Source organism: Aeromonas sp. QDB03, from assembly GCF_027707985.1.
Classification (GTDB): Bacteria; Pseudomonadota; Gammaproteobacteria; order Enterobacterales; family Aeromonadaceae; genus Aeromonas; species Aeromonas hydrophila.
In genome coordinates this window covers 441,468-461,101 of record NZ_JAPCJG010000002.1, presented here as the reverse complement: position 1 = coordinate 461,101, position 19,634 = coordinate 441,468, and the positions used below count along the sequence as shown (strand labels likewise).

Annotated in this window: 15 protein-coding genes; 9 read left to right on the top strand and 6 right to left on the bottom strand. The window is 44.2% G+C overall.

Annotated elements, in window-relative coordinates; genetic code table 11:
* Positions 1 to 18: 18 nt before the first annotated feature.
* The 6 genes from PG900_RS06830 (at position 19) to PG900_RS06805 (ending at position 7,349) form a co-directional block, all read left to right on the top strand.
* Positions 19 to 2,097, top strand: coding sequence for a DEAD/DEAH box helicase family protein (locus PG900_RS06830; RefSeq protein ID WP_270831134.1), 2,079 nt, complete (start codon positions 19 to 21; stop codon positions 2,095 to 2,097).
* Positions 2,078 to 3,553: a type I restriction-modification enzyme R subunit C-terminal domain-containing protein gene (locus PG900_RS06825; RefSeq protein ID WP_270831133.1), complete on the top strand. Its 1,476-nt coding sequence runs from the start codon at positions 2,078 to 2,080 to the stop codon at positions 3,551 to 3,553. The genes PG900_RS06830 and PG900_RS06825 overlap by 20 nt, the downstream gene beginning before the upstream one ends.
* Before the next feature lie 632 nt (positions 3,554 to 4,185).
* Positions 4,186 to 4,467 (top strand): hypothetical protein, encoded by a 282-nt coding sequence (locus PG900_RS06820; protein WP_270831132.1) that lies wholly within the window; start codon positions 4,186 to 4,188, stop codon positions 4,465 to 4,467.
* 57 nt (positions 4,468 to 4,524) lie between these two features.
* Positions 4,525 to 5,883, top strand: coding sequence for a hypothetical protein (locus PG900_RS06815; protein WP_270831131.1), 1,359 nt, complete (start codon positions 4,525 to 4,527; stop codon positions 5,881 to 5,883).
* Positions 5,862 to 6,455 (top strand): hypothetical protein, encoded by a 594-nt coding sequence (locus PG900_RS06810; RefSeq protein ID WP_270831130.1) that lies wholly within the window; start codon positions 5,862 to 5,864, stop codon positions 6,453 to 6,455. The genes PG900_RS06815 and PG900_RS06810 overlap by 22 nt, the downstream gene beginning before the upstream one ends.
* A 219-nt stretch (positions 6,456 to 6,674) precedes the next feature.
* Positions 6,675 to 7,349, top strand: coding sequence for a hypothetical protein (locus tag PG900_RS06805; RefSeq protein WP_270831129.1), 675 nt, complete (start codon positions 6,675 to 6,677; stop codon positions 7,347 to 7,349).
* A gap of 251 nt (positions 7,350 to 7,600) precedes the next feature.
* Here PG900_RS06805 and PG900_RS06800 read toward each other — a convergent pair whose 3' ends face one another.
* Positions 7,601 to 8,737, bottom strand: coding sequence for a GTPase (locus tag PG900_RS06800; protein ID WP_270831127.1), 1,137 nt, complete (start codon positions 8,735 to 8,737; stop codon positions 7,601 to 7,603).
* Between the two features lie 99 nt (positions 8,738 to 8,836).
* Complete coding sequence (locus tag PG900_RS06795) at positions 8,837 to 9,967, bottom strand: GTPase (protein WP_270831126.1); 1,131 nt, start codon at positions 9,965 to 9,967, stop codon at positions 8,837 to 8,839.
* A 1,002-nt stretch (positions 9,968 to 10,969) separates the two neighbouring features.
* Here PG900_RS06795 and PG900_RS06790 point away from each other — a divergent pair.
* Both PG900_RS06790 and PG900_RS06785 read left to right on the top strand, forming a co-directional pair.
* Complete coding sequence (locus PG900_RS06790; protein ID WP_270831125.1) at positions 10,970 to 11,449, top strand: hypothetical protein; 480 nt, start codon at positions 10,970 to 10,972, stop codon at positions 11,447 to 11,449.
* 270 nt (positions 11,450 to 11,719) lie between these two features.
* Positions 11,720 to 12,882, top strand: a protein-coding gene (locus tag PG900_RS06785; protein ID WP_270798676.1) for an IS3 family transposase whose coding sequence is annotated in 2 segments (ribosomal slippage) — positions 11,720 to 11,975 and positions 11,975 to 12,882 — 1,164 coding nt in all. Because the reading frame shifts where the segments join, the coding sequence is not laid out codon by codon here.
* Positions 12,883 to 13,202: 320 nt separating this feature from the next.
* On the opposite strand, the gene PG900_RS06780 is transcribed toward PG900_RS06785, so the two are convergent.
* The 3 genes from PG900_RS06780 to PG900_RS06770 form a co-directional block, all read right to left on the bottom strand.
* The gene (locus PG900_RS06780; protein WP_270798674.1) at positions 13,203 to 15,242 is read right to left on the bottom strand and encodes an ATP-dependent helicase; all 2,040 of its coding nucleotides are present in this window, start codon (positions 15,240 to 15,242) and stop codon (positions 13,203 to 13,205) included.
* Positions 15,239 to 16,225, bottom strand: a complete 987-nt coding sequence (locus tag PG900_RS06775; RefSeq protein ID WP_270798672.1) for a hypothetical protein — start codon at positions 16,223 to 16,225, stop codon at positions 15,239 to 15,241. Before PG900_RS06775 ends, PG900_RS06780 begins: the two co-directional genes overlap by 4 nt.
* A 72-nt stretch (positions 16,226 to 16,297) precedes the next feature.
* Complete coding sequence (locus PG900_RS06770) at positions 16,298 to 17,542, bottom strand: Fic family protein (protein ID WP_270798670.1); 1,245 nt, start codon at positions 17,540 to 17,542, stop codon at positions 16,298 to 16,300.
* A 239-nt stretch (positions 17,543 to 17,781) separates the two neighbouring features.
* On the opposite strand from PG900_RS06770, the gene PG900_RS06765 reads away from it, so the two are divergent.
* Positions 17,782 to 18,912, top strand: a complete 1,131-nt coding sequence (locus tag PG900_RS06765) for a hypothetical protein (RefSeq protein WP_270798668.1) — start codon at positions 17,782 to 17,784, stop codon at positions 18,910 to 18,912.
* A 131-nt stretch (positions 18,913 to 19,043) separates the two neighbouring features.
* Here the strand turns inward: PG900_RS06765 and PG900_RS06760 are convergent, their stop codons facing one another.
* A complete protein-coding gene (locus PG900_RS06760; protein WP_223931102.1) occupies positions 19,044 to 19,496 on the bottom strand; it encodes an antitoxin Xre/MbcA/ParS toxin-binding domain-containing protein in 453 nt (150 codons plus the stop codon).
* Positions 19,497 to 19,634: the final 138 nt, after the last annotated feature.

Sequence of the window (19,634 nt, the reverse complement as noted above, 5' to 3'; positions counted from 1 at the left end):
GGACAATCAGTTTAGCTCTTGCGCTGCACCGAGATACTGGCTCGCGCCCAAAGCGCTGAGGCCAATATTAAAAGCGACCCGAGGATTGCGGGGTTTTATGCCCGCAATGCCTTGGAGCTGATGGTTGAAACCGTCTTTGACATCGACAACTGGCTGACGCGGCCACGTCATGATGTGACCTTGATGTCGCTGATCCACGATAAAGGCTTTAAAGAGAATCTGGCCAGTAACCTGTTTCCCAAGCTGAAACTCGTTATCAAGATTGGTAACGAGGCCGTACATGGCAAGAGTGCGCTGCCAGAGCGCGATGCACTGCAAGCGGTGAAAGAGTTGCACCATGTGCTCTATTGGTTTATCCGTACTTATACTCCGCAACTTGATAAAAACCACTTTAGCGTCGAGCCCTTTGATGAAGCGTTAGTTCCGCAAAAGCTCGCCATTGATGCTGGTCTAGTGACCAAAGCTATCAGCAGCATCAAGCGGGTACAAGAGCTTGAAAAACAGCTGGCCGAGAGCGACAGCATCAAGCGTGAAGCATATCAGCAACAGCTCAATGAAAATGCGGCGCTAAAGGCAGAAAACGAAGCCTTGCTTGAGCAAATTGCACAAGCCAAGCAAGCGTCCGATAGCTCGCAAGATAGCCACGACTATAACGAAACCGAAACTCGTAATTACCTTATCAATGCGCTGCTCAATGAAGCGGGTTGGCCACTTAAGGATAAGCGGGATCGCGAATACCCTGTAACCAACATGCCGATTTCACCGGCAAACCCGCAGGGCAATGGCTTGGTCGATTATGTGCTGTGGGGAGATGACGGCACAGCGCTGGCGGTAGTGGAAGCGAAACGCACCAGTCGCCGCCCAGAAGATGGCCAACAGCAAGCCAAACTCTATGCCGATTGTCTAGAAAAGCAATGCGGTGTGCGGCCCATTATTTTTTACACTAACGGTTACGAAACTCGCCTGTGGGATGATGCCTTCTACCCGCCTCGTACCGTACAAGGCTTTTATACCAAAGACGAACTGGCACTAATGATAAGTCGGCGCCACGACAGGATATCGTTTTTTAACTGTGATTCTGGGGAAGCTAACAAGCTCACCGCTCAAATTGATGAAAATATTACTAATCGCCATTATCAAAAAGCCGCCATTACCCATATTTTACAGCATTTTGAGTTAGACCATCAGCGAAAAGCTCTGCTAGTGATGGCCACCGGCACAGGTAAAACCCGAACCGTGATAAGTTTGGTCGATTTGCTGGTCAAAAATAACTGGGTGAAAAACGTGTTATTTTTGGCTGACCGCAATGCCCTGTTAACTCAAGCAAAAAAGCATTTTGTTAAGTTATTGCCTCGGGTGAGTTGCTCACTATTGAGCTCAGGACAAAGCAAAGACAGTATCGACAGCCGCTTGTATTTTTCGACTTACCCGACCATGAAAAACTTGCTGGACCGGGGGGCTGACGAGCACCCGTTTGGAGTGGGGCATTTCGATCTAATCGTGGTAGATGAAGCACACCGCTCGGTGTATTCGAAGTATCGGCAGATTTTTGAGTATTTTGATGGTTACCTTCTGGGGCTCACAGCCACTCCAAAAGACGAAGTAGAAAAAGATACCTACAGCATTTTCGATTTGCAAAAAGGCATGCCTACTTATGCTTATGAAGACGCCAGTGCCTATGCAGAAAAATATTTGGTGCCGCCAACAAAAATATCAGTTGCTACTAAGTTTATTCGTGAAGGAATCAAGTATCAAGAGTTGTCTGATGAAGAAAAACAAGAGTGGGAAAACAAGGCCGAGCTGACCGATCGCGAGGAGGTGTTACCTTCTGAGGTGAATAAATTCTTATTCAATGAAGACACCGCCGAGAAGATGTTTGCTCAATTAATGAGTAAAACTGAGCTGGGGGGAATTCATGTAGAAGGCGGTGATGTGATTGGAAAAAAAATAATCTTTGCCGCTAACAACGACCATGCTGTATTCCTCGAAAAAATGTTTAACAAAAACTACCCCAAATGGGCAGGCAAGTTAGCGCGAGTGATCACTTTTAAAGAAACCTACGCTCAAAGCCTGATTGATGAATTTGGGGGGGGATGAAAACGAGCGCAAAGACTTCGACCCGAACAACCCCACCTGCCGTATTGCGATCTCGGTAGACATGCTCGATACCGGTATCGACGTGCCTGAAGTGGTGAACTTGGTATTTTTTAAAGTGATCAGATCTAAAGTAAAATTTACACAAATGATCGGTCGCGGCACGCGTCTGTGTGATGATTTATTTGGCCCTGGACAGCATAAGACAACCTTTAAGGTGTTTGATTATTGCCAAAATTTTGAGTACTTCGATGCTAATCCAGAAGGTTTACCTGTTGGCATTGCTAAACCATTGATGCAACAAGTATTTGAAAAAAGGGTTAATTTAAGCATCTTGCTCAGTAAACGCTTGGCTGATGAAGGCTATATCAAGCAACACCCTGAAGATGCGGAGCGGTTACGGGAATTAAAGCATTACCAGTTAGACATGCTACATCACCAAGTCACAGGGATGAACTTAGATAACTTTATTGTCCGTCCGAAACGCCAAGCTGTTGAACCATTTCTAGTTCGCGAGCACTGGGACTGCATCGACGACACCAAGCACACTGAGCTAGAAAGCCATATTGCAGCTCTGCCTACAGAGGCTGAGCCCTTCAACCCAGTGGAGCAAGTGAATAACTTGGCCAACCGCTTTGATAACTTACTGTTGACAATGCAGTTAGCTTTGCTGGAAAAGGGCATAGTGCCTGAGCCAAGTCGGATTCGCGTGATGGAAATCGCCCAGCAATTGGAAGGGAAGTCGGTTATTCCGGCGATACAAGCGCAGTTGCTGTTGTTGCAAGACCTGCAAACCGTTGAGTTTTGGCAGCACATTCATTTGGTTACACTTGAAGACATTCGCCAGCGTTTACGTAATTTGATGTTCGCCTTAGACAAAGAGCATAAAGAGAGGGTGTACACCAACTTTGAAGATGAGATTCAAGGGGTACACGATGTGACGACAGTGTATACCAGCCCGGCAGTCGACTTGGTCCAATACCGTAAAAAGATTGAGTTGTATATTCAAGATCACCAAGACCAACTCACCATTCAAAAACTGAAAAGAAACAAACCTATCACTCAAGCCGATTTGGACGTGCTAGAAGGGTTGTTGCTCGATGCCAGTGGCATGAGTGATGTGGCGACATACCGTGAGCAGATCTTGCAAGACAAGCCATTAGGCACCTTTATTCGAGAATTGGTGGGCCTTGACCTGAACGCAGCCAAAGAGGCTTTTAGCGCCTTTCTTGATGAGGGCGCTTACAACGCCGAACAAATCAACTTTGTTGATCAAGTGATTGATTACCTTGTGCACAACGGCGTGCTAGACATGGCGCACATCTTCGAGCCACCGTTTACCGACAACCACGGCGAAAGCGCCTACGGCTTTTTTGATGAAGGCAAAGTGGTCGAGTTATTTGGGGTGATTCGTAAGGTGAATGCCAATGCGGTGGTTGAAATGAGTCAATCTGCATAAGGAGTTAGAATTACCTTTCTTGGGAAGGTACGACCCACTCTAGCGTACCTTCTCACCCTTAAGTTTAAAAATGGCCACCTTCTCGCAGAGCGAGGAATGCTCCGACATATTGCCTACCTATGACTCAATCGCGAATCGAGCTATAATTTTTGAGTTTTGCACCACTATGGTGCATCCACACCAGTTACAATAAATCGCCTCAAAGATCGTTCTTGTCACTAGCTCCTCATACTACATCGCTGTGTAGTGGCCTTTGTATCGCATTGACTATTCAGATAGAGCTCTTGCACACCCCTCAAAATTATTAGAGTTTATAGATAGTTTTGCCATTTCAGGGCTCAATTATAATGTTTGACTAATAATTCAAGAAAAAGTCAAGATATTTTTCTTTACCCTATTGCAAACGCTTTGGAATAAGAATATCGTTCTTTTCGTACATACCAGTCAGTGTATGTAGATACATAATTTATATTTATGAATTCTTCCAAGAGATTAAAAAATCTCTAAGTAGCATGCCTACGCCAAATTTTTGGTGTGAATGCTAGAGAAGTCTTTAAATATTTAATAACTATAATAAAAGTGTAGCGTTGGAAAACGCCACCATATTATTATAAAAACTAAATGAGGTGGGTATGTTTGTGCTGAGTTATGGCGATAACTGCCATGTAAAATTTAGGGTTAATGAATCTGACGCGCTAAAAATAAAAATTGTAGAAATTATTAGCGATGGTGAGCCAAGGAATTCAATTAAAATTATAATTGATAAGGATTCAATTTTTCCTGCGGTGAAAATTGCATTCGATTATAAGATCACAGTCGTGCTTGATGATCATGAGTTTAAGCCAGGTTCGAACAGGTTCAATCTAGGGGTGACGCTACTCCCATTTGCTAAAAATGAGGTGGAGGAGAAATAAGCAATTGATTTAGTGGTGACCAGTTCTCATCATTTGTGCCCAGAGAGAATGTCCGAGGTGTCTCTAATTGATGAAGTTAGGTCTCGAACTTGTAATCAATTCCATACTAGAATCGCTGAGGCTATAAAAAACCACCTAAATGCTAAAAAAAATGCAGTATCTTTAGCGCACAATTTCTATACTAAGAATGATAATATTACTGAAACTAATATCGATCTTTGTCACGAAAGATTATCTCTAGATCGTTTCCCTGGGATTCACATAGTTGTTACCCCACCAGGCACGGGTAAAACAACTAATTGCCTAATACCCACATTTGACGAGGCTGGGAATAATGGTATGCATCCTATTTTTTTAAATCCATCTCGAGCTTTCACGAATTCACTGTATCCTGATCAGGATGAACGACACTATCATACAGATATCACCAAAAATGAAACCGGTGTCTATGGTGTTAGTCTGAGCATTTTATATAGTAAAAAATATAAGCATATCCGGGATAAGTGCCAAATTTTGATTATAGATGAATTTGAGGATGTTTTAAATTTAATGCACTCAGAATTGGGCATGAGAATCTCAGTTGATGAATACATTGAAAGGATGGATAATTTCAAAAAAATTATTACTGATGCCAGCACGGTTGTTATTGCCGATGCGTTTTTAAGTCAGGACTCATTTGATTTTATGGTTGGTTTGGCTGAGTTCAGTAATAAGAAGGTGTTCGTATATAGGTCATCCAAACCTAAAGTGATGCCAGAAATATATTTAACAACTAAATCAGATCTTATAAACAAGATCAATGAGCGTGCATCAAGTGACAAAAAATGTATTGTATTTAGCGACGAGGCACACAATGCAAAAAAATCAAATGTTAACGTATTGGTAAATGCAATAAATACACCAGATAAAATATTAATCGATGCTGACACTGCTCGTAAATTCCCTAATGGTGCTATAAAAAAATGTGTTAGCAGTAAACTGGTATCAATTTTTACACCGGTTGTGAAAAATGGATTTAGTTTCACAGATAAGGACCTAACATTTACTGCAATTATTTCAAATGGGCTCGTTCAGCCTAATGATATTATGCAGTTTCTCCACCGAGCGAGGAATGCTAATAATGCATTTTTAGCGCTCCTTGGTGGCAAAAATAGGGTATATAAAAATAGCGATCATATCATTACAGAGCTGGTGATGTCAGCGTTGGGGTGTGATTATTCTATTGAACGTTTGCATGAGTATTGCAACAACCCCACATTAATGCATATGGTTAACCGATTGTTTATTCAACATAAATTGTGTTTGGATTATAATTTCACCCTACTAACAATGCTTGAACAACAGGGTTATAAAATTAGCTATCTTTCACCTGAGCTGAAAAATTCAGATAAAAAATGCTTGAGTTGGCTGAGCTGAAAACTGAGGAAGATCGAATTTACGGGTTATTAAATAGAAGTGAGTTTTATGCTAATGAGGCTTTTGATATTGAGCAATTTTACGGTGAGAAATTAAGTGAGGCGTTGATAAAATTTGATGATAGAGGAAATACTCGCAGAATAATTACAAATAACATTCCATTATATAAATGTACTGACGACTATAATAGTCAAGAGTCCATAACATTTGCAATGATAAGATCGCTAGCCAATGAGTTAAAACTCAGTGACAATTATTGCTACAGTAGTGATGAGGCTGGTAAATTCCTAGCGTGGATTGAGAATGGAAAATTTAAGTTTTGTCATGAACTCATTGCAGTAAAAAAATTCTTTAATAAAGACTATTTTATCATTTCATCTAATATGGGAATTCCAATTAAGTTTTTAGAGTCATTTATCAATAAGAATTTTGGCTATGAAACGTATTCAAGTCAGCCCAAAAATTACTATCGAGATGGACCGGTGCCGGAACGTTCAAAAAGGACTATGAAAACAGCACGTCTGTCAAATGATATTAAAGAGTGGGTTACTAAAATTTTGAGCCGTTACTAAAATAGATCTCTATTGGTATTGCTGTGACTATCAAAAACACCGGTCTTAAGCCGGTGTTTTGTACGCTTATCCAGTCAATTTGTTAGATATTAGTGTCATTCATATCAACTAGGCTGGAATCGTGATCTGGTTAACATTAAAAATTCTGAATGAATGATAATAATGCCGCTTAAATATCTGTATGTAACAGATATTGGGGATGCCTTGCAGGATATAAGTATGAAATATATTGTTGTTGAAGATCATGTTGTACCTCAGCTTTTCACTACTGAAATTGAGGCTTACGAGTTTGAGCACAGAGCGCACCTAAAAGGAAAGGGGGCTATTAACCTTGAAACATTTGGCCTTTTGTGGGGGTATTCAATTCCTCAGAAAGGTGAAAATCCCGCTCGAATTGTATCTACAATGGCTACTGTTGAAACATCTGCATTAAGGCATCAAGACTGGGTACGGCCAGATCTTAATTCGATAATAGCAAAAAAGGAGTTTTTTACGAAATACTGGCCTAATATAGAGCTGGTTGGCACATTTCACTCTCATCCATATGCGGATTTAGATACAGTGAATGAAATTAAGGGGTGGCGTGCATCGGATGGTGATAAGGATTTCTGGCCGTGGTTTCATGAGTATGTCTCACCAGAGCAACCCCTATTGGCGCATATAATTGTAACCATTACTAAGCTTGAGCGGAAAGGATGGGCGTATCCGGATCGATTAAGGGGTAATGAGAGGAAAATGGGCTATGCACTGTCAGCTGATAATAGAAAACTGTGGCTGCGTTCATATGGAAGTCAAAGTGGTGTTGATGATAATGGAGACGAGACGTTTCTTTTCAAGGATGATCTACAAATTGAGATTCCCTCCCTTCAAAACAGATTTTGGGGAAATTCTTAATTGATTTTTTAGTTTATTGCAATTAGTGAATAATCATGTGCAGCTAATTTTGTCATCAGGCACCGGCCATGACCGGTGTCTAATTGCTGAATAATAACTTATCTGAAATGTATTGACATAATCTAATGATAGGCGAACCAATAATGATGCCTATCATGGCCGCCAAATGTAATAATCTACTACATCATAAATCTATCCTATTGTTACAACTTAATAGAATGGGAGGATCATGTGTCGCAAATTTTTGTTGACTAGAAGATACCGAATAGCTTCACCTTGTTACTTGTTAAAACTCCGGGTGGAAACAGGTATAAGGCAAAGAAGTTGTCTTGTTCAGCATATTTAACAAACAAGTGGTCAAGTTCGACATCAACTTTATTAACGCCTTCATCGAGCCAACCAATCATAGTAGACTTCAGGGTAAGGATAATTTTTGCTGCCTCATAAATAGCTCCCACCTTGCTCATCAGATTATCGGAATCAATTCCATCTTCGATCTCTTTAAAACGAACTTCAATATTGCTTTGAAACTCTTCGAAGGCTTGAGTTACAGTGTTTTCTAACTCATAACTGGTCTCCCAGCCTCCATCGAAACCAAAGGATGACAGGTAGTCATCAAAACTCTTTAAGTCGGAAAATACCTCATCCAAGTCGGGGAGCTTGATTTCCTTATCAAGGTCCAAGTCTGCGAGTTTGAAAATACTGAGATCTGCACTTTCAATCTTGCTAACTACTGTATTACGCATTTCCTTTAGAATTCTCTTGATATTCAAACAACTCATAGCGGCCAGACGTTTGCTCAAGAAGGTGCGTGATTGCTCTAGGTATAATGAAAGTACCTCCTCCCTACCAAAGGGCTGGGTTGAGTGCCCACCGCGCTTGCGGACAGACACTGAACACAGGGGGGTGACCGGAACACCTGGGCAGTACTTCTTAATTTCCTGCGTCAAGGCTTCTACTTTTTCCCCTGCGACATCGGCATTGGTAAGGATGACTTGCAGGGGAATATGGGTATCTTGGGCGATATCTTTGATGAGGTTAAGATCGACTGGTTCTAGTCGGGCTGAACTAGCATTGATGACATAGAAAGCCCCATGTATCCATGTTTCAGGCTCCATGGGGCGTTCCCGCCGTTGCCGCATAAAACGATCGAACTGGTCTCTCCAACGTCCATAGTTGTCAGCCTCCAAACCCACACTGTCGAACACATTTAGCAGGTGCCCTCTGTGTTCAAAAGTGTACGACTGGAAGTTTTTTTCCCAAGAAGTGACAGGTTTACCACTTCCGACTTCAAACATATCTTTTTTGTCGAAGAGATAATTGCAGAAACTACTTTTTCCTACACCGCTTTTTCCCAAAACAATTAGATTGATTGCGAATTTGTCCATGCGTTCCATAACCCTGAACAGCTTTATTAAGAAGGAAGGCTTAGGATAAAGGACAGTGGCTTGCCTCTCACTAGGACCTTCCTGTGTCATTAGTGAGTATCAGGCCTTGTTAGCTTTCCATTTGGCTAGGCCACTGTTGAATGCTTGCATAAATAGTTCACTTGAAAGTAATTTGGTCCAATCAGGTGCCCTTCCTGTTTTTAGATAGCCCTCGATGGCTCGTTCATATACCTCGATCAAGGCTAGCCCAAGCCCACCAGTGATGACACCGGCTACCCCAGCGTTAATGAACTGCCCCAATACCGGGATGAGTTTGGTCAGGCTGGCTGCCAATTGGCGTCCCATCAAGGAGATGATTTGACCCTTGAGCATACTGACTGCGATTTCACCAATTGAATCGATACCATAGATCTTGGCCAATGATGCGGCCATTGCTATCTGCTGAGGTACGATGAGTAGCGCGTCTGACATTGGGATCGGGTTGAGCCCTGCGCTTGCTGCGGTGGTGGCGCTATAAGTCATGATGATGTTCATCGCTTCGCTGCGCTTGGCTTGCAGAGAGGCAATCTGTGCAGCCACAAACGACTGACGCAGAGAGTCATTACTGAGTGATGTGCTTGACCAATCGATCAGTTTTTCAAGATCCAGTTTTAGTTCTAGGTCATGGTTAGGATTGTTGGCACAGGTCTCAAATACCTCACAGGTCATACCGTTTTCCCGTAGTACCTGGCGGAATATCTGAGAGGTCTCACCATTGCCTTGGTCATCGACTGGTTCGGCATCACATTGGGTAAGAACTACAGCCACTGGTATATCTAGCTGGTCTGTAATCAAACGAAGGTTATCAAGGTCGAAATCAGTAATCCGGTGGTTGGCTACCGACAAGCAGTACCAAATGAGATGGATCTGCTCATTTAGTGCTTTGTTTTTGCGTTGTTTGATCTCTGGAATGATTTTTTCACGAAAGTTGCCCGCTGAAATTTTACCTTCAGATACCTCATATCCCTCGGTATCGAAAATCACCAATGGTATCTTAGGGTCCTCGTAGCGCTCACAACCACGAGTAACGGGTTGTCCTGTTCCTACCTTTGCGATGGACTTGCCGAAGATTAGGTTGATGAGGCTGCTTTTACCGACCCCTGTCCCACCGACGATCATGAGATTTGGTCGTGAAACCTGAGCCATCTCATTGTCAAACTGTTCTTCCAATCGATCTTCAATACTGGCCATCAACTTCATCTCCGTAACAAGTGCGCCCTATAGCGCGTAGAGGTTATTAGTCTTAAACCTGCAATAATTCTAATTGCTTAGCGTCACTATCATAACCAAGATGATTCGAATGATGCCAGTTTCATCATCAGATTCAATGGAGTTCTGAGCCGTTGGATGGGCTCTCTACCTTGTAGGGTCTGCTGGTTGTCAAGTACAGCGGGAAACACCATGGGGATAGGCGATATTTCAGCCTCTTGGATGTGAGCGGACTAACCAGATAATGGTCATGGTGTTTGAATCAAGTGGTTGCTAGAGGAGGGGAGATTGATGCCCTGGAGCAAGCACTTTTCTTTCACATACCTGCCTTGTCCTACCAACTCACGCTCCGTGCTCAGGCTACAACAAACATGAGCATGAATTGTGCCGACTCCTGCATGAGATCTGGACACAAAAATCAGATCTATCACACGGTAACGTCTACTCCTTCTACGTCTGTTACTAATCGATTTTTTGCTCATGTAGGTTCATAGAAACCTCAGTTTAAGCACGTAAAAATGCCACGATTATTTTCCAAAACACCTAAGCATTTTTTTCATAATCGCATCATTTTTTGCGAGAGTTTCATGCCGTTTTTTTTACTTTTTCTGGTGGGATTATTCTGTGGAAATCTATTGTTTTTTTCACGAGAAAAAAACTTTTTCTGTGAGTGTTTTTTTTTGATTTTCATCGTTTTAAATTCCTCATTTAGACAATAAAAAGAGAGCAAAAAAACAATTTAAATTTCAGAATAAAATATTTTAGATGTTTTTTTGTTTGCTATTGCCATTTATATGAAATCAACCTAAATTAACTGCAACTAGGTACATGCTATACATTCACATCTGCAAATGATGAATAGGTGTACTTTAACCTAAAAATCATATTTGGTAATAAGCTCCTCGCTATTGACGGAGCTTCAACTACCAATAGATAAGCACAAGTGCTGAAATATCCCATGTTAACACGTAAGGTTGTATTGTAATGAGAAAAGTAAACGATGATGTTTGTGCGATTGATATCGTTGTGAATAATAAAGCTCTCGGCGTTTTGAGGGATAGCGTTAACCTGAATGAAACTACCCGTTCCCATGATGGGCATGTGGTGCTCAAAAACTTTAATTATATTCATGAACCCCATAATTTCCCTGCATTTGTAATTTTAAATAATGACATTGCTGAGCTCGTTGCACGTGCATTAGATAATGCATCTATTAAGGTATATCATGATGTTCTTGCCGATACATTTTACAATGATGAGAATGATAGGGTTGTTACTTATGACCAAGTGCTTTCAGATTGGGCCCAAAGCAACATGCCAAGTTACTATAGACCAGGTAGTGACTACCAATCTGCTGAGGAGTTCCTTGCAGATATGGGGACTGACTATGTGAATGACTCTATTATTCTAGCAAATTATAAAATGGCTATAGATGTGCTGTTAAGAGCAGAAGCAAAGCTATGATTGATGTGAGTTTAGTTTCAATGCTGAACAATTAAAGGTTGGTCTTGCTTGTTTCAACGTATTAATGGTAATTCTGAAATTTAAATTGCTGTATGTAAGTGCTTAAAACACCCATGCCAAAAACGTAAACTTCAAATTCGATGAAAATAGCATTCTCAACGTATGTGGGGCTGTAAACACCGCAGCTTGTTTACAGTCCCCCTGTAGTGGTCTAATCATCCCGGACACCATTTTAGGTGGTACAGTCGCCACCATGACCTGAGGTGTTCAATGACAAGATTACGTCGCTCGTTTACTGCCGAATTCAAACTTGAAGCTGCATCCCTGGTGCTTGACCAGGGCTATTCGGTCCCCGAAGCAAGCCGTTCACTGAATGTCGGCGAAACCGTGCTTCGTCGCTGGGTTCAGCAACTCCAATCCGAACGAGCTGGCACAACCCCAATCGGCAAAGCATTGACTCCGGAGCAGCAAAAAATTCAGGAGTTGGAAGCCCGTATCAATCGGCTCAAACGTGAAAAGGACATTCTAAAAAAGGCTACTGCTCTCTTGATGGCGGACGAGTTCACACGTACGCGCTGATAGACCGATTGAGGGAGCAAGCCCCCATCACCCTGGTCTGCCGCGCTTTCGATGTTCCCACCTCCTGTTTTTACGATTATCTGGCTCGCAGGCGGACGATTAACCGTGAGCGCATGCAGCAGCGCTGTGAGTTGCGTCGATTGTTCAAAGCGAGCAGGGACTCGGCAGGCAGCCGCACCTTAATGTCGATGATGCGGGAGTTGGGGTATCAGATTGGCCGATTCAAAGTACGTAACCTGATGAAGGAAGCCGGGCTGGCATCCAAACAGCCGGGCGCACACCGTTATAAGGCGGCACAGTCTGAACGACCGGACATTCCCAATCTGCTGGCCCGCGAATTTGATGTCCAGCAACCCAATCAGGTGTGGTGTGGCGACATCACCTACGTCTGGGCAGGCGGTCGTTGGCATTACCTGGCGGCGGTGCTTGACCTGTACACCCGGCGGGTTGTGGGATGGGCTATGTCAGATAAACCAGATGCAGAACTGGCCATCAACGCACTGGAGATGGCCTATCAACAACGAGGTTGCCCATCAGGCGTACTGTTTCACTCTGACCAGGGCAGCCAATATGGCAGCCGGGCATTTCGGCAACGACTGTGGCGCTATCGCATGACCCAGAGCATGAGCCGACGTGGTAACTGCTGGGATAACGCCCCGATGGAGCGGTTGTTCAGGAGCCTGAAGTCAGAGTGGCTCCCGGTAACGGGATACCTGAGCCTGCGGGAGGCGAAACGGGATATCAGTTATTACCTGATGGATTACTACAACTGGCGGCGTCCACATCACCACAATAACGGGATACCGCCAGCAACAGCCGAAGAACGGCCTAACCAAGTGTCCGGATTTAGTTGACCACTACACCCTGTGTCTATTACCACATAGCCTGAAGTCAATTCTCCCTCTCTCCTTCTGGTATATTTGCATCTAATCATTTTCGAGTTAATGGTTAGATATCGTGTTGTCGTGGCATAGCTGAAATGAGTGGATATAGAGCTGGATCCTGAATACTGGCAAGCATAGCCCCTCAGAACCGCTTAAAAACTCTTTATACTGGTGCTGCGAGGCGTTGCTATGCGGATCGTTGTGCTGAAGCTTGCTTCCGAGCAATAGACCTCCATTGAACTCGATAATTAGCACGAAGCGGAAATCGGCAAGTATCTTGTCCGTGCTCCCTAGACTTTTAATCGCTGAAGATCTCTTAGATACCATTGGTGAAACTTGCTAAGGTCACTCTCCAGTTCCTTAAACGTGTTGTTATAGATCGCATCACTGGTAACAGCGCAAGCAGACAAGCCAGCCTCATAGACGAAGCGAGTGGCTATCGGTGGCTTCTTCGGGGTGCTGTCCCAGTGGTTTCTCAGCCACAGTGTGAGCCCTTCATCAAGAGGGGCAACCAGATTAAGCTGTTGTTTTGTGCGAGTAATTCCGACATAAAACAACCGACGTTCTTCCTCGATGTTCTCGTTGGTCGAGGGGGGGCTCATCGATGTGCGCGCGCTATAAAGATCATCGGTTTTGCCGCCAGGAAATTCTTGCTCATTTAAGCCTATCAGTATCACTTTATCCCACTCTAGTCCCTTGGAACCATGCAGTGTGGAAAGGATGAAGGGTTCGCAGTCAGTCGCAGCCTCTTCCGGGTTAAGGATAAGTTTTAAAAACGTCCGGGAATCGATCTTACTAGAGTCAAGTAGTTCCACGATCCTCACGACTCCTCGTTGCCGATCGTTTGAGCCAGTGCGTGTTACGCCGTCTGAGCCAACATTATCAATAAAACCCTCCATGCCAAGACGGCGTAACACATCAATAGCTGGCGTTTCCTCTCCGTCCTTTTGGCATATAGTGGCTAGTCTTCCTAGCCGGTCTTTTTGGTATTGTGCGCCGTCGAATATCTGACCAAGAACAGTCCATAGATCGGCATGTGGAGCCATCAATCCACTGAGCGCTGCTTTTAATTGCCCTGTCTGCCAGTTAAAACCAGCTTCCTTCAGAAAGCCGTAGATAATCGCTTTTTTGTTGGGGTGGTTTTCAAGTAGCCGCAGATCGCCGTACACAGACAGCAATACGCCGACTACCAGTATTCCGATTTCAGTACGGGTATGTAATGCGCTTGAACCATTGAGGTAGCGATAGGGTAGCCCACACAGGCGTAATGCAATTTCCGCCTCGGCAAGGTTCGCCTTAGTGCGGGACAATATGGCTTGTGTTCCGCTGCTCACCGAAAGGTTTGATAGCACCTTGGATAAGCTGTTATCAAAGTGCAATCTGACCTCCGTTTTTGGGGTGCTAGGATGACTGACACAAAGCTTGGTCAGTTTAGTGGAATTACGCCGAATTACCGAGTTTGCCATCAAGGAAAGCTCATGGCCAAACCTGAACGTGCATGAAAGTTGAAATACCTTCGTATTCTGGTAATGCTGTTCAAACAGGCCACCGATAAAATCTGGTCGAGCACCTCGCCACTCGTAAATACACTGGTTAACATCACCCACAGCCATAACTGACGTATCCTGCTTGGATAGCAAGCGGGTCATTTCATGCTGTATCCAGTTAACATCCTGATATTCATCAACAATGATGTGTTTGAAGTGGGCACCAAGGCTGCTGTCTTTACGCAACAGTGCAACAGCCTCAACCAAACAGTCATCAAAGGTTCGCAGACAGTTTTCCTCCAACAGCTCACAATAGCGGCTATAAGCGCGAATAAATTCTCGTTTGATGTTGTTGAATGTTGGATCATTAGCTGCATCAACAGGAGTTACTGCCGCAGCGCGCCAACAAGAGATAAACAACTCGAAGGTTTCAATTTCATTGGGGTCGATGTAACTCGCCTCATAGTCAAAACCATAGCGATAGGCTTGCTTAATCAGTTGCTCATATCGGTAGTCGTCGGGTGTGATGAGGTTTTTCTTCTTGATTAGCTGTCGGCGCTCCCCGTAACCAACAATCGTTAAGGCCAAACTGTGGAACGTGCGGATTTCTGGTATCACTCTCGACTTCAGTGCTGTTTTCAATTTATCAGTGAAGTTCTCCTGGGCAGATTTGTTGTACATCAAAACCAGGATGGAACGAGGGTCCGTCCCCGTTTTTACTAACCTTTCAATGCGCTTGACGAGAGTGGTTGTTTTTCCACTACCCGGTACGGCTTTTACCAACGCATGTCCGGTATCATGGCCAACAATGCATTTTTGCTCCCAAGTCAGTCTTTTTTTCATGCCTTAACCTTGTAACTGGCGCACTGACGGGCCTCTGTGTAAGGAACTATTTTTGCCTTACTTCGACATTGCAGATAGCCATCCTCCCAGCGGTTTGCTTGCTCGCACATAATGCAGTTAGAAAATAACGAATGAGGATCGGCTTGACGGAGAAAAGTTCTTAAGTTATCGGCCAACTCGACACCTCCTAACGATTTCGGCCATGTGTTGACGTCAGAGTTGATTGTTAGATCCACTTCAGCGAGCCGCATCGTTTGTTCGTTGAGTCGGCCGGAATCGCTTAAGCTCCAAACAGACATAACCACGTTACCTGCGGAGCAGACTCCAGTGCACGTATCAACGGTTTGCGAGGGAGGGGCCCAGTTGAACACTCTCAGAGAAGTATCCTTGATTGAATATGACCCGGTAAGCAACATCTGAATATCGGCGGCAGAGTGAACCTTAAACTCAAGAATCGGGATGCCGGTTTCGATCTTCTCTTGAGAGCAGGGGTGCGTAACAAAAATCTCGACATAACAACGCCTTTCGCCAGCAGCATCACACAACATTATGTCTGGGCGCAGTCCTGTAACCTTATCGTACTTTTCCAACTCCGCCTGATCGAAGAATTGAGTCAAGTTGTAGCGCGCAGGTACGAATTTTAGGCAGTGAAGTGTTTCGTCCCTAACTAATGCCAAACGAGAACCATTACAGGAAACCCGGCGCTCTAGCTCAAGGCTAATAGGTACTTCGTGGCTGAGAGCTTGTTGGTAGCGATAGAAGAATGCTTCTTTGGCGCACTTGTGCAGGTAGGTTTCAACGGCGCAACATTCTTCAGAATGACGGAAGTGCTTAGCATAGTTTTCGCCTAATACTGGCGTGAGGTTTTTTTTACAGCCTGGACAGGTGTAGATACTCGAGCGCAGAGCATCGCTAATGTGCGTGAGTGCGCCTTGGCTGTCTAAGGCGAAGGCGTACTGTATTGAGCTGGATTGACTTGTCATGACTGCAAAGGGTCCCAGAAAATCGCCGCTAAGAACAGGTCTGTGAAACTCATCCTATTTTGAGTCCCTTTATCAGTGATTTGTCAATTTGAGCCTATAACGGGTATTTCTACCGCCTCCACCAGGTTCTTTTTCTAGGCAGTTTTTTTCCAGTAGATCAGTAAGGTGGCGCGTGGCTGTAGATTTGCTCACCTGAGCAATTTTTTGATACTGGCTGGCACTAATGTACGGAAGGCTGTCCTGTGTGTAACCGTCGAGCAAATGGTTCAGTATCATCACCTGTTCAGGGCACAATTGGTCACTAGCGTGTAGCAGCCAGAAGCGGTTTCGAGCAAGCGCATGGGTACATGATTGTTGGGTCTGTTCCAGCGTGACGTTGAGTGTGTCCAAAAACCAAACCAGCCAAGGGGTGATATCCAGACCACCTCTCTGGGTCTGCTCCAGAGTGCGATAGTAATCGGCTTGCTGCTCAAATATTACTACCGACATGGCATACAGACTGATGCTCTGGTTGTCGGCCTGAGAGAGTGCAAGATCGGTGAGGGTTCGGGTAATCCGTCCGTTACCGTCATCAAACGGATGCAAAGTGACAAACCATATGTGGCAGATGGCCGCCCTAAGTAATGGGTCTAGGCAGGGGTCATCGAGACTGGTTCTGAACCATTCGATGAAAGTGGCCAATTCCTGCTCCAGCCCCTCTCGTGGTGGGGCTTCGAAATGCACGATGAGTCGATCACGTGCTCCGGATATCACCTGCATCGGCTCATCACCACGCAGCTGGCCAACGCGTATCTGATGCAATCTCCGGTCATCTGCGGGAAAAAGCCAGCGGTGCCATTGCAGCAAGCGTTCCAGCGTCAACTGCTCATCGGTGCTATAGATTGCATCCACAATCATGGCGGCCAATCCATCAGATCGATCTGAGGTGGGGTAAGGTGTCTGCTCCGATATGCCGAGGTGACGAGCCAGTGATGTACGTACCGATTGCGTATTAAGTCGTTGATTCTCGATGGCCGATGAAGCAATAACATTGGCCAGCAGCGTATCTAGGGCATGTGTCTGATGCGCCAGTGTTGTGTTGTGAGCTGATAAGTGAAGGCCCTGGAGCAACCCCAGATTACGGTGCACTTGGCGTAGCTTTGGCAGTAACTGCCGGTCTTGCCAGCAAAAATTGGGCCACTCATCGTGTTGCCAGATCCAGTCTACGGTCATCGATAATCTCGCTGATTTTGTGTCGCGGGCAAGCAGTGCAATGCCAAAAATGAGCCGAATTGACACCACATTCGGCTCGCGATATGAGCCGATAATAGCCCTCATTCGGCTCATTCCACAACTCACAGGGCTGGTCTACTGGGTGTCGGAGAGGCTCGGGGCGAGAATGGACTCTTGGACAGTGCCACTTACTAGGTTATGATTTGTCTCGGCTGACCAGCCAGACTTTCGCACGAGTCAAAATGGTTACTACTCTCAAGCCACATGATCTCAACCTCAAATCCTCACCTTGGATGGATTAAACGTGCGATGTATACCCCAGGGTAGGACTAGGAGATTGGATCATGACCATCAAAGCGTTCGTCCACACAACCCAACTTGAGCTCAAAGATGTACTAGGCATCTCCCTCAAACGTAGTCATATCTACGAGATGATTGCTGCGGCCTATGGCTACAGTACTTACGCGTCATTGCAAGCTGATGCGATTCTGCTCAGTAATACGAAATGGCAGGTTGCGTTGGATGTAAGTGCAATTGAGGCTAGAGCTGTTATTCTGGGTATTAGTATTCCTGAGCTTGTCGCTCAGAAGTTGGCCACATTGTTAGTGCAAGCTGGTATTATAAGCCTACGCGTAAAAGAGATTTTGAGGAATCGCCTAAACGACGATTACATTACTCAGCTTTATATTCAGAGTAATCAACTTCATCCTAATTCGACTACTGCTAGCCGCTTTAGCTCCTCAGACCATTATGCTGGGGAGTTAATGAGTATGTTTAAACAGAATGAATTTAACTCGCCATTAGTACACCAGGGGTTGGTCCAGTTAAGTGCATTTGCAGACCGAAATGCCTCGTCATTTACCGATTTTGAACTTCATCAGAAATTGTACAGAATAGCCAGTGGCTTTAATGGTGCTGATATTAATGCATTAGTTGACACAGATAAAGAACGATACATTTATTGGTATCATCACTTGAAAAAAGCTGCAATGTCATTTGATATGGATGCTGTTTTCGAGTTGGCATCACATGGACTTGATTCCTCTTTATATATTGGCTATATGGGCAGCAGTAAACGTAGTGAATCTATTGCAATCGAATGTGAAACTCGTGGCATGGTGGTGAATGCTTATTATTGGTGGATTGTTAGTGCAATCAATGGTTCTGTTGACGCAATATATAAGCTGGTTAGTGATTATGATAAGGAAAACTCATTCCGGTGTTGGGTATGGATATTTCTTGCTAAAGAGTTAGGGTTTGATTTACTGACGTCGACAGATACAACTACAAGTTATGATATGCACAGTGGCGATGAAAGTTATACTTTCTCATTACCAGGTAAAATTCTTCCTGCATTGACTCCCCCTGACGTGGATACAAGTATATCCAATATGGCTCAACAGTTAGCATATAAGTTGTATGCTAAATATTTAGAAGATGACATTTTTTTTGAAGAGTATACTCATAATGAGTAACAATGATTTTTATAGATGTTTTTACGGAATGCAGGGGGGGGACACCCCCCCTTTAGTTATAATAAGTCTGGATCTTTTCTCGCAACGCGAGGAAAAACTAAAATTATGGCAGCCAGATGTGTTGTCTTATATTAGTAGACACCATGTTCAATTCGTCCTACTAAGTCTACCACTGCTTGAACTCCTACTGATGTACTCAACAGTTCAGCTGGCATTTTCCCGCCAAGTCCCTTAGCTGGTTGATGTAGCCATGCTATGGATTTGGTATTATCATTTTCATTTAGGGCGCGAGCCGCATCCAGAGCCAATATAACACCATAAACCCTAGAACCTTGTTGAATAGTCAGAGGTGTATTTGTTCTGAGTTTGCGTGAAATAGTATTCTTGCTAATGCCGGTGAGGCGGCATATCGTGCCAACATCTGTCATAACCATTTTAGCGAGCTGAGGAATAGTCTCTGGTGCTACGCCAGCAACAATCCATAGGTGAACTCTCAATAGCTCGCTCGGAATGTTAAGGGCATGTGCAAGTGATCTACTTGTGGTGATGTGAGGACTCATACCATCGTCTGCATAGGTTATCACGTAGCTCTCCTATTTCTATGAGCGATTCTACACCAAGATTTCACCTAGAATAGTTTTGTCGTCTAGAGTGGTGGCAGTCACAGTCAATACAATGTGTCGGTCTGCAAATCTCCATATCTTTGACTTTTGTGAGCTGAA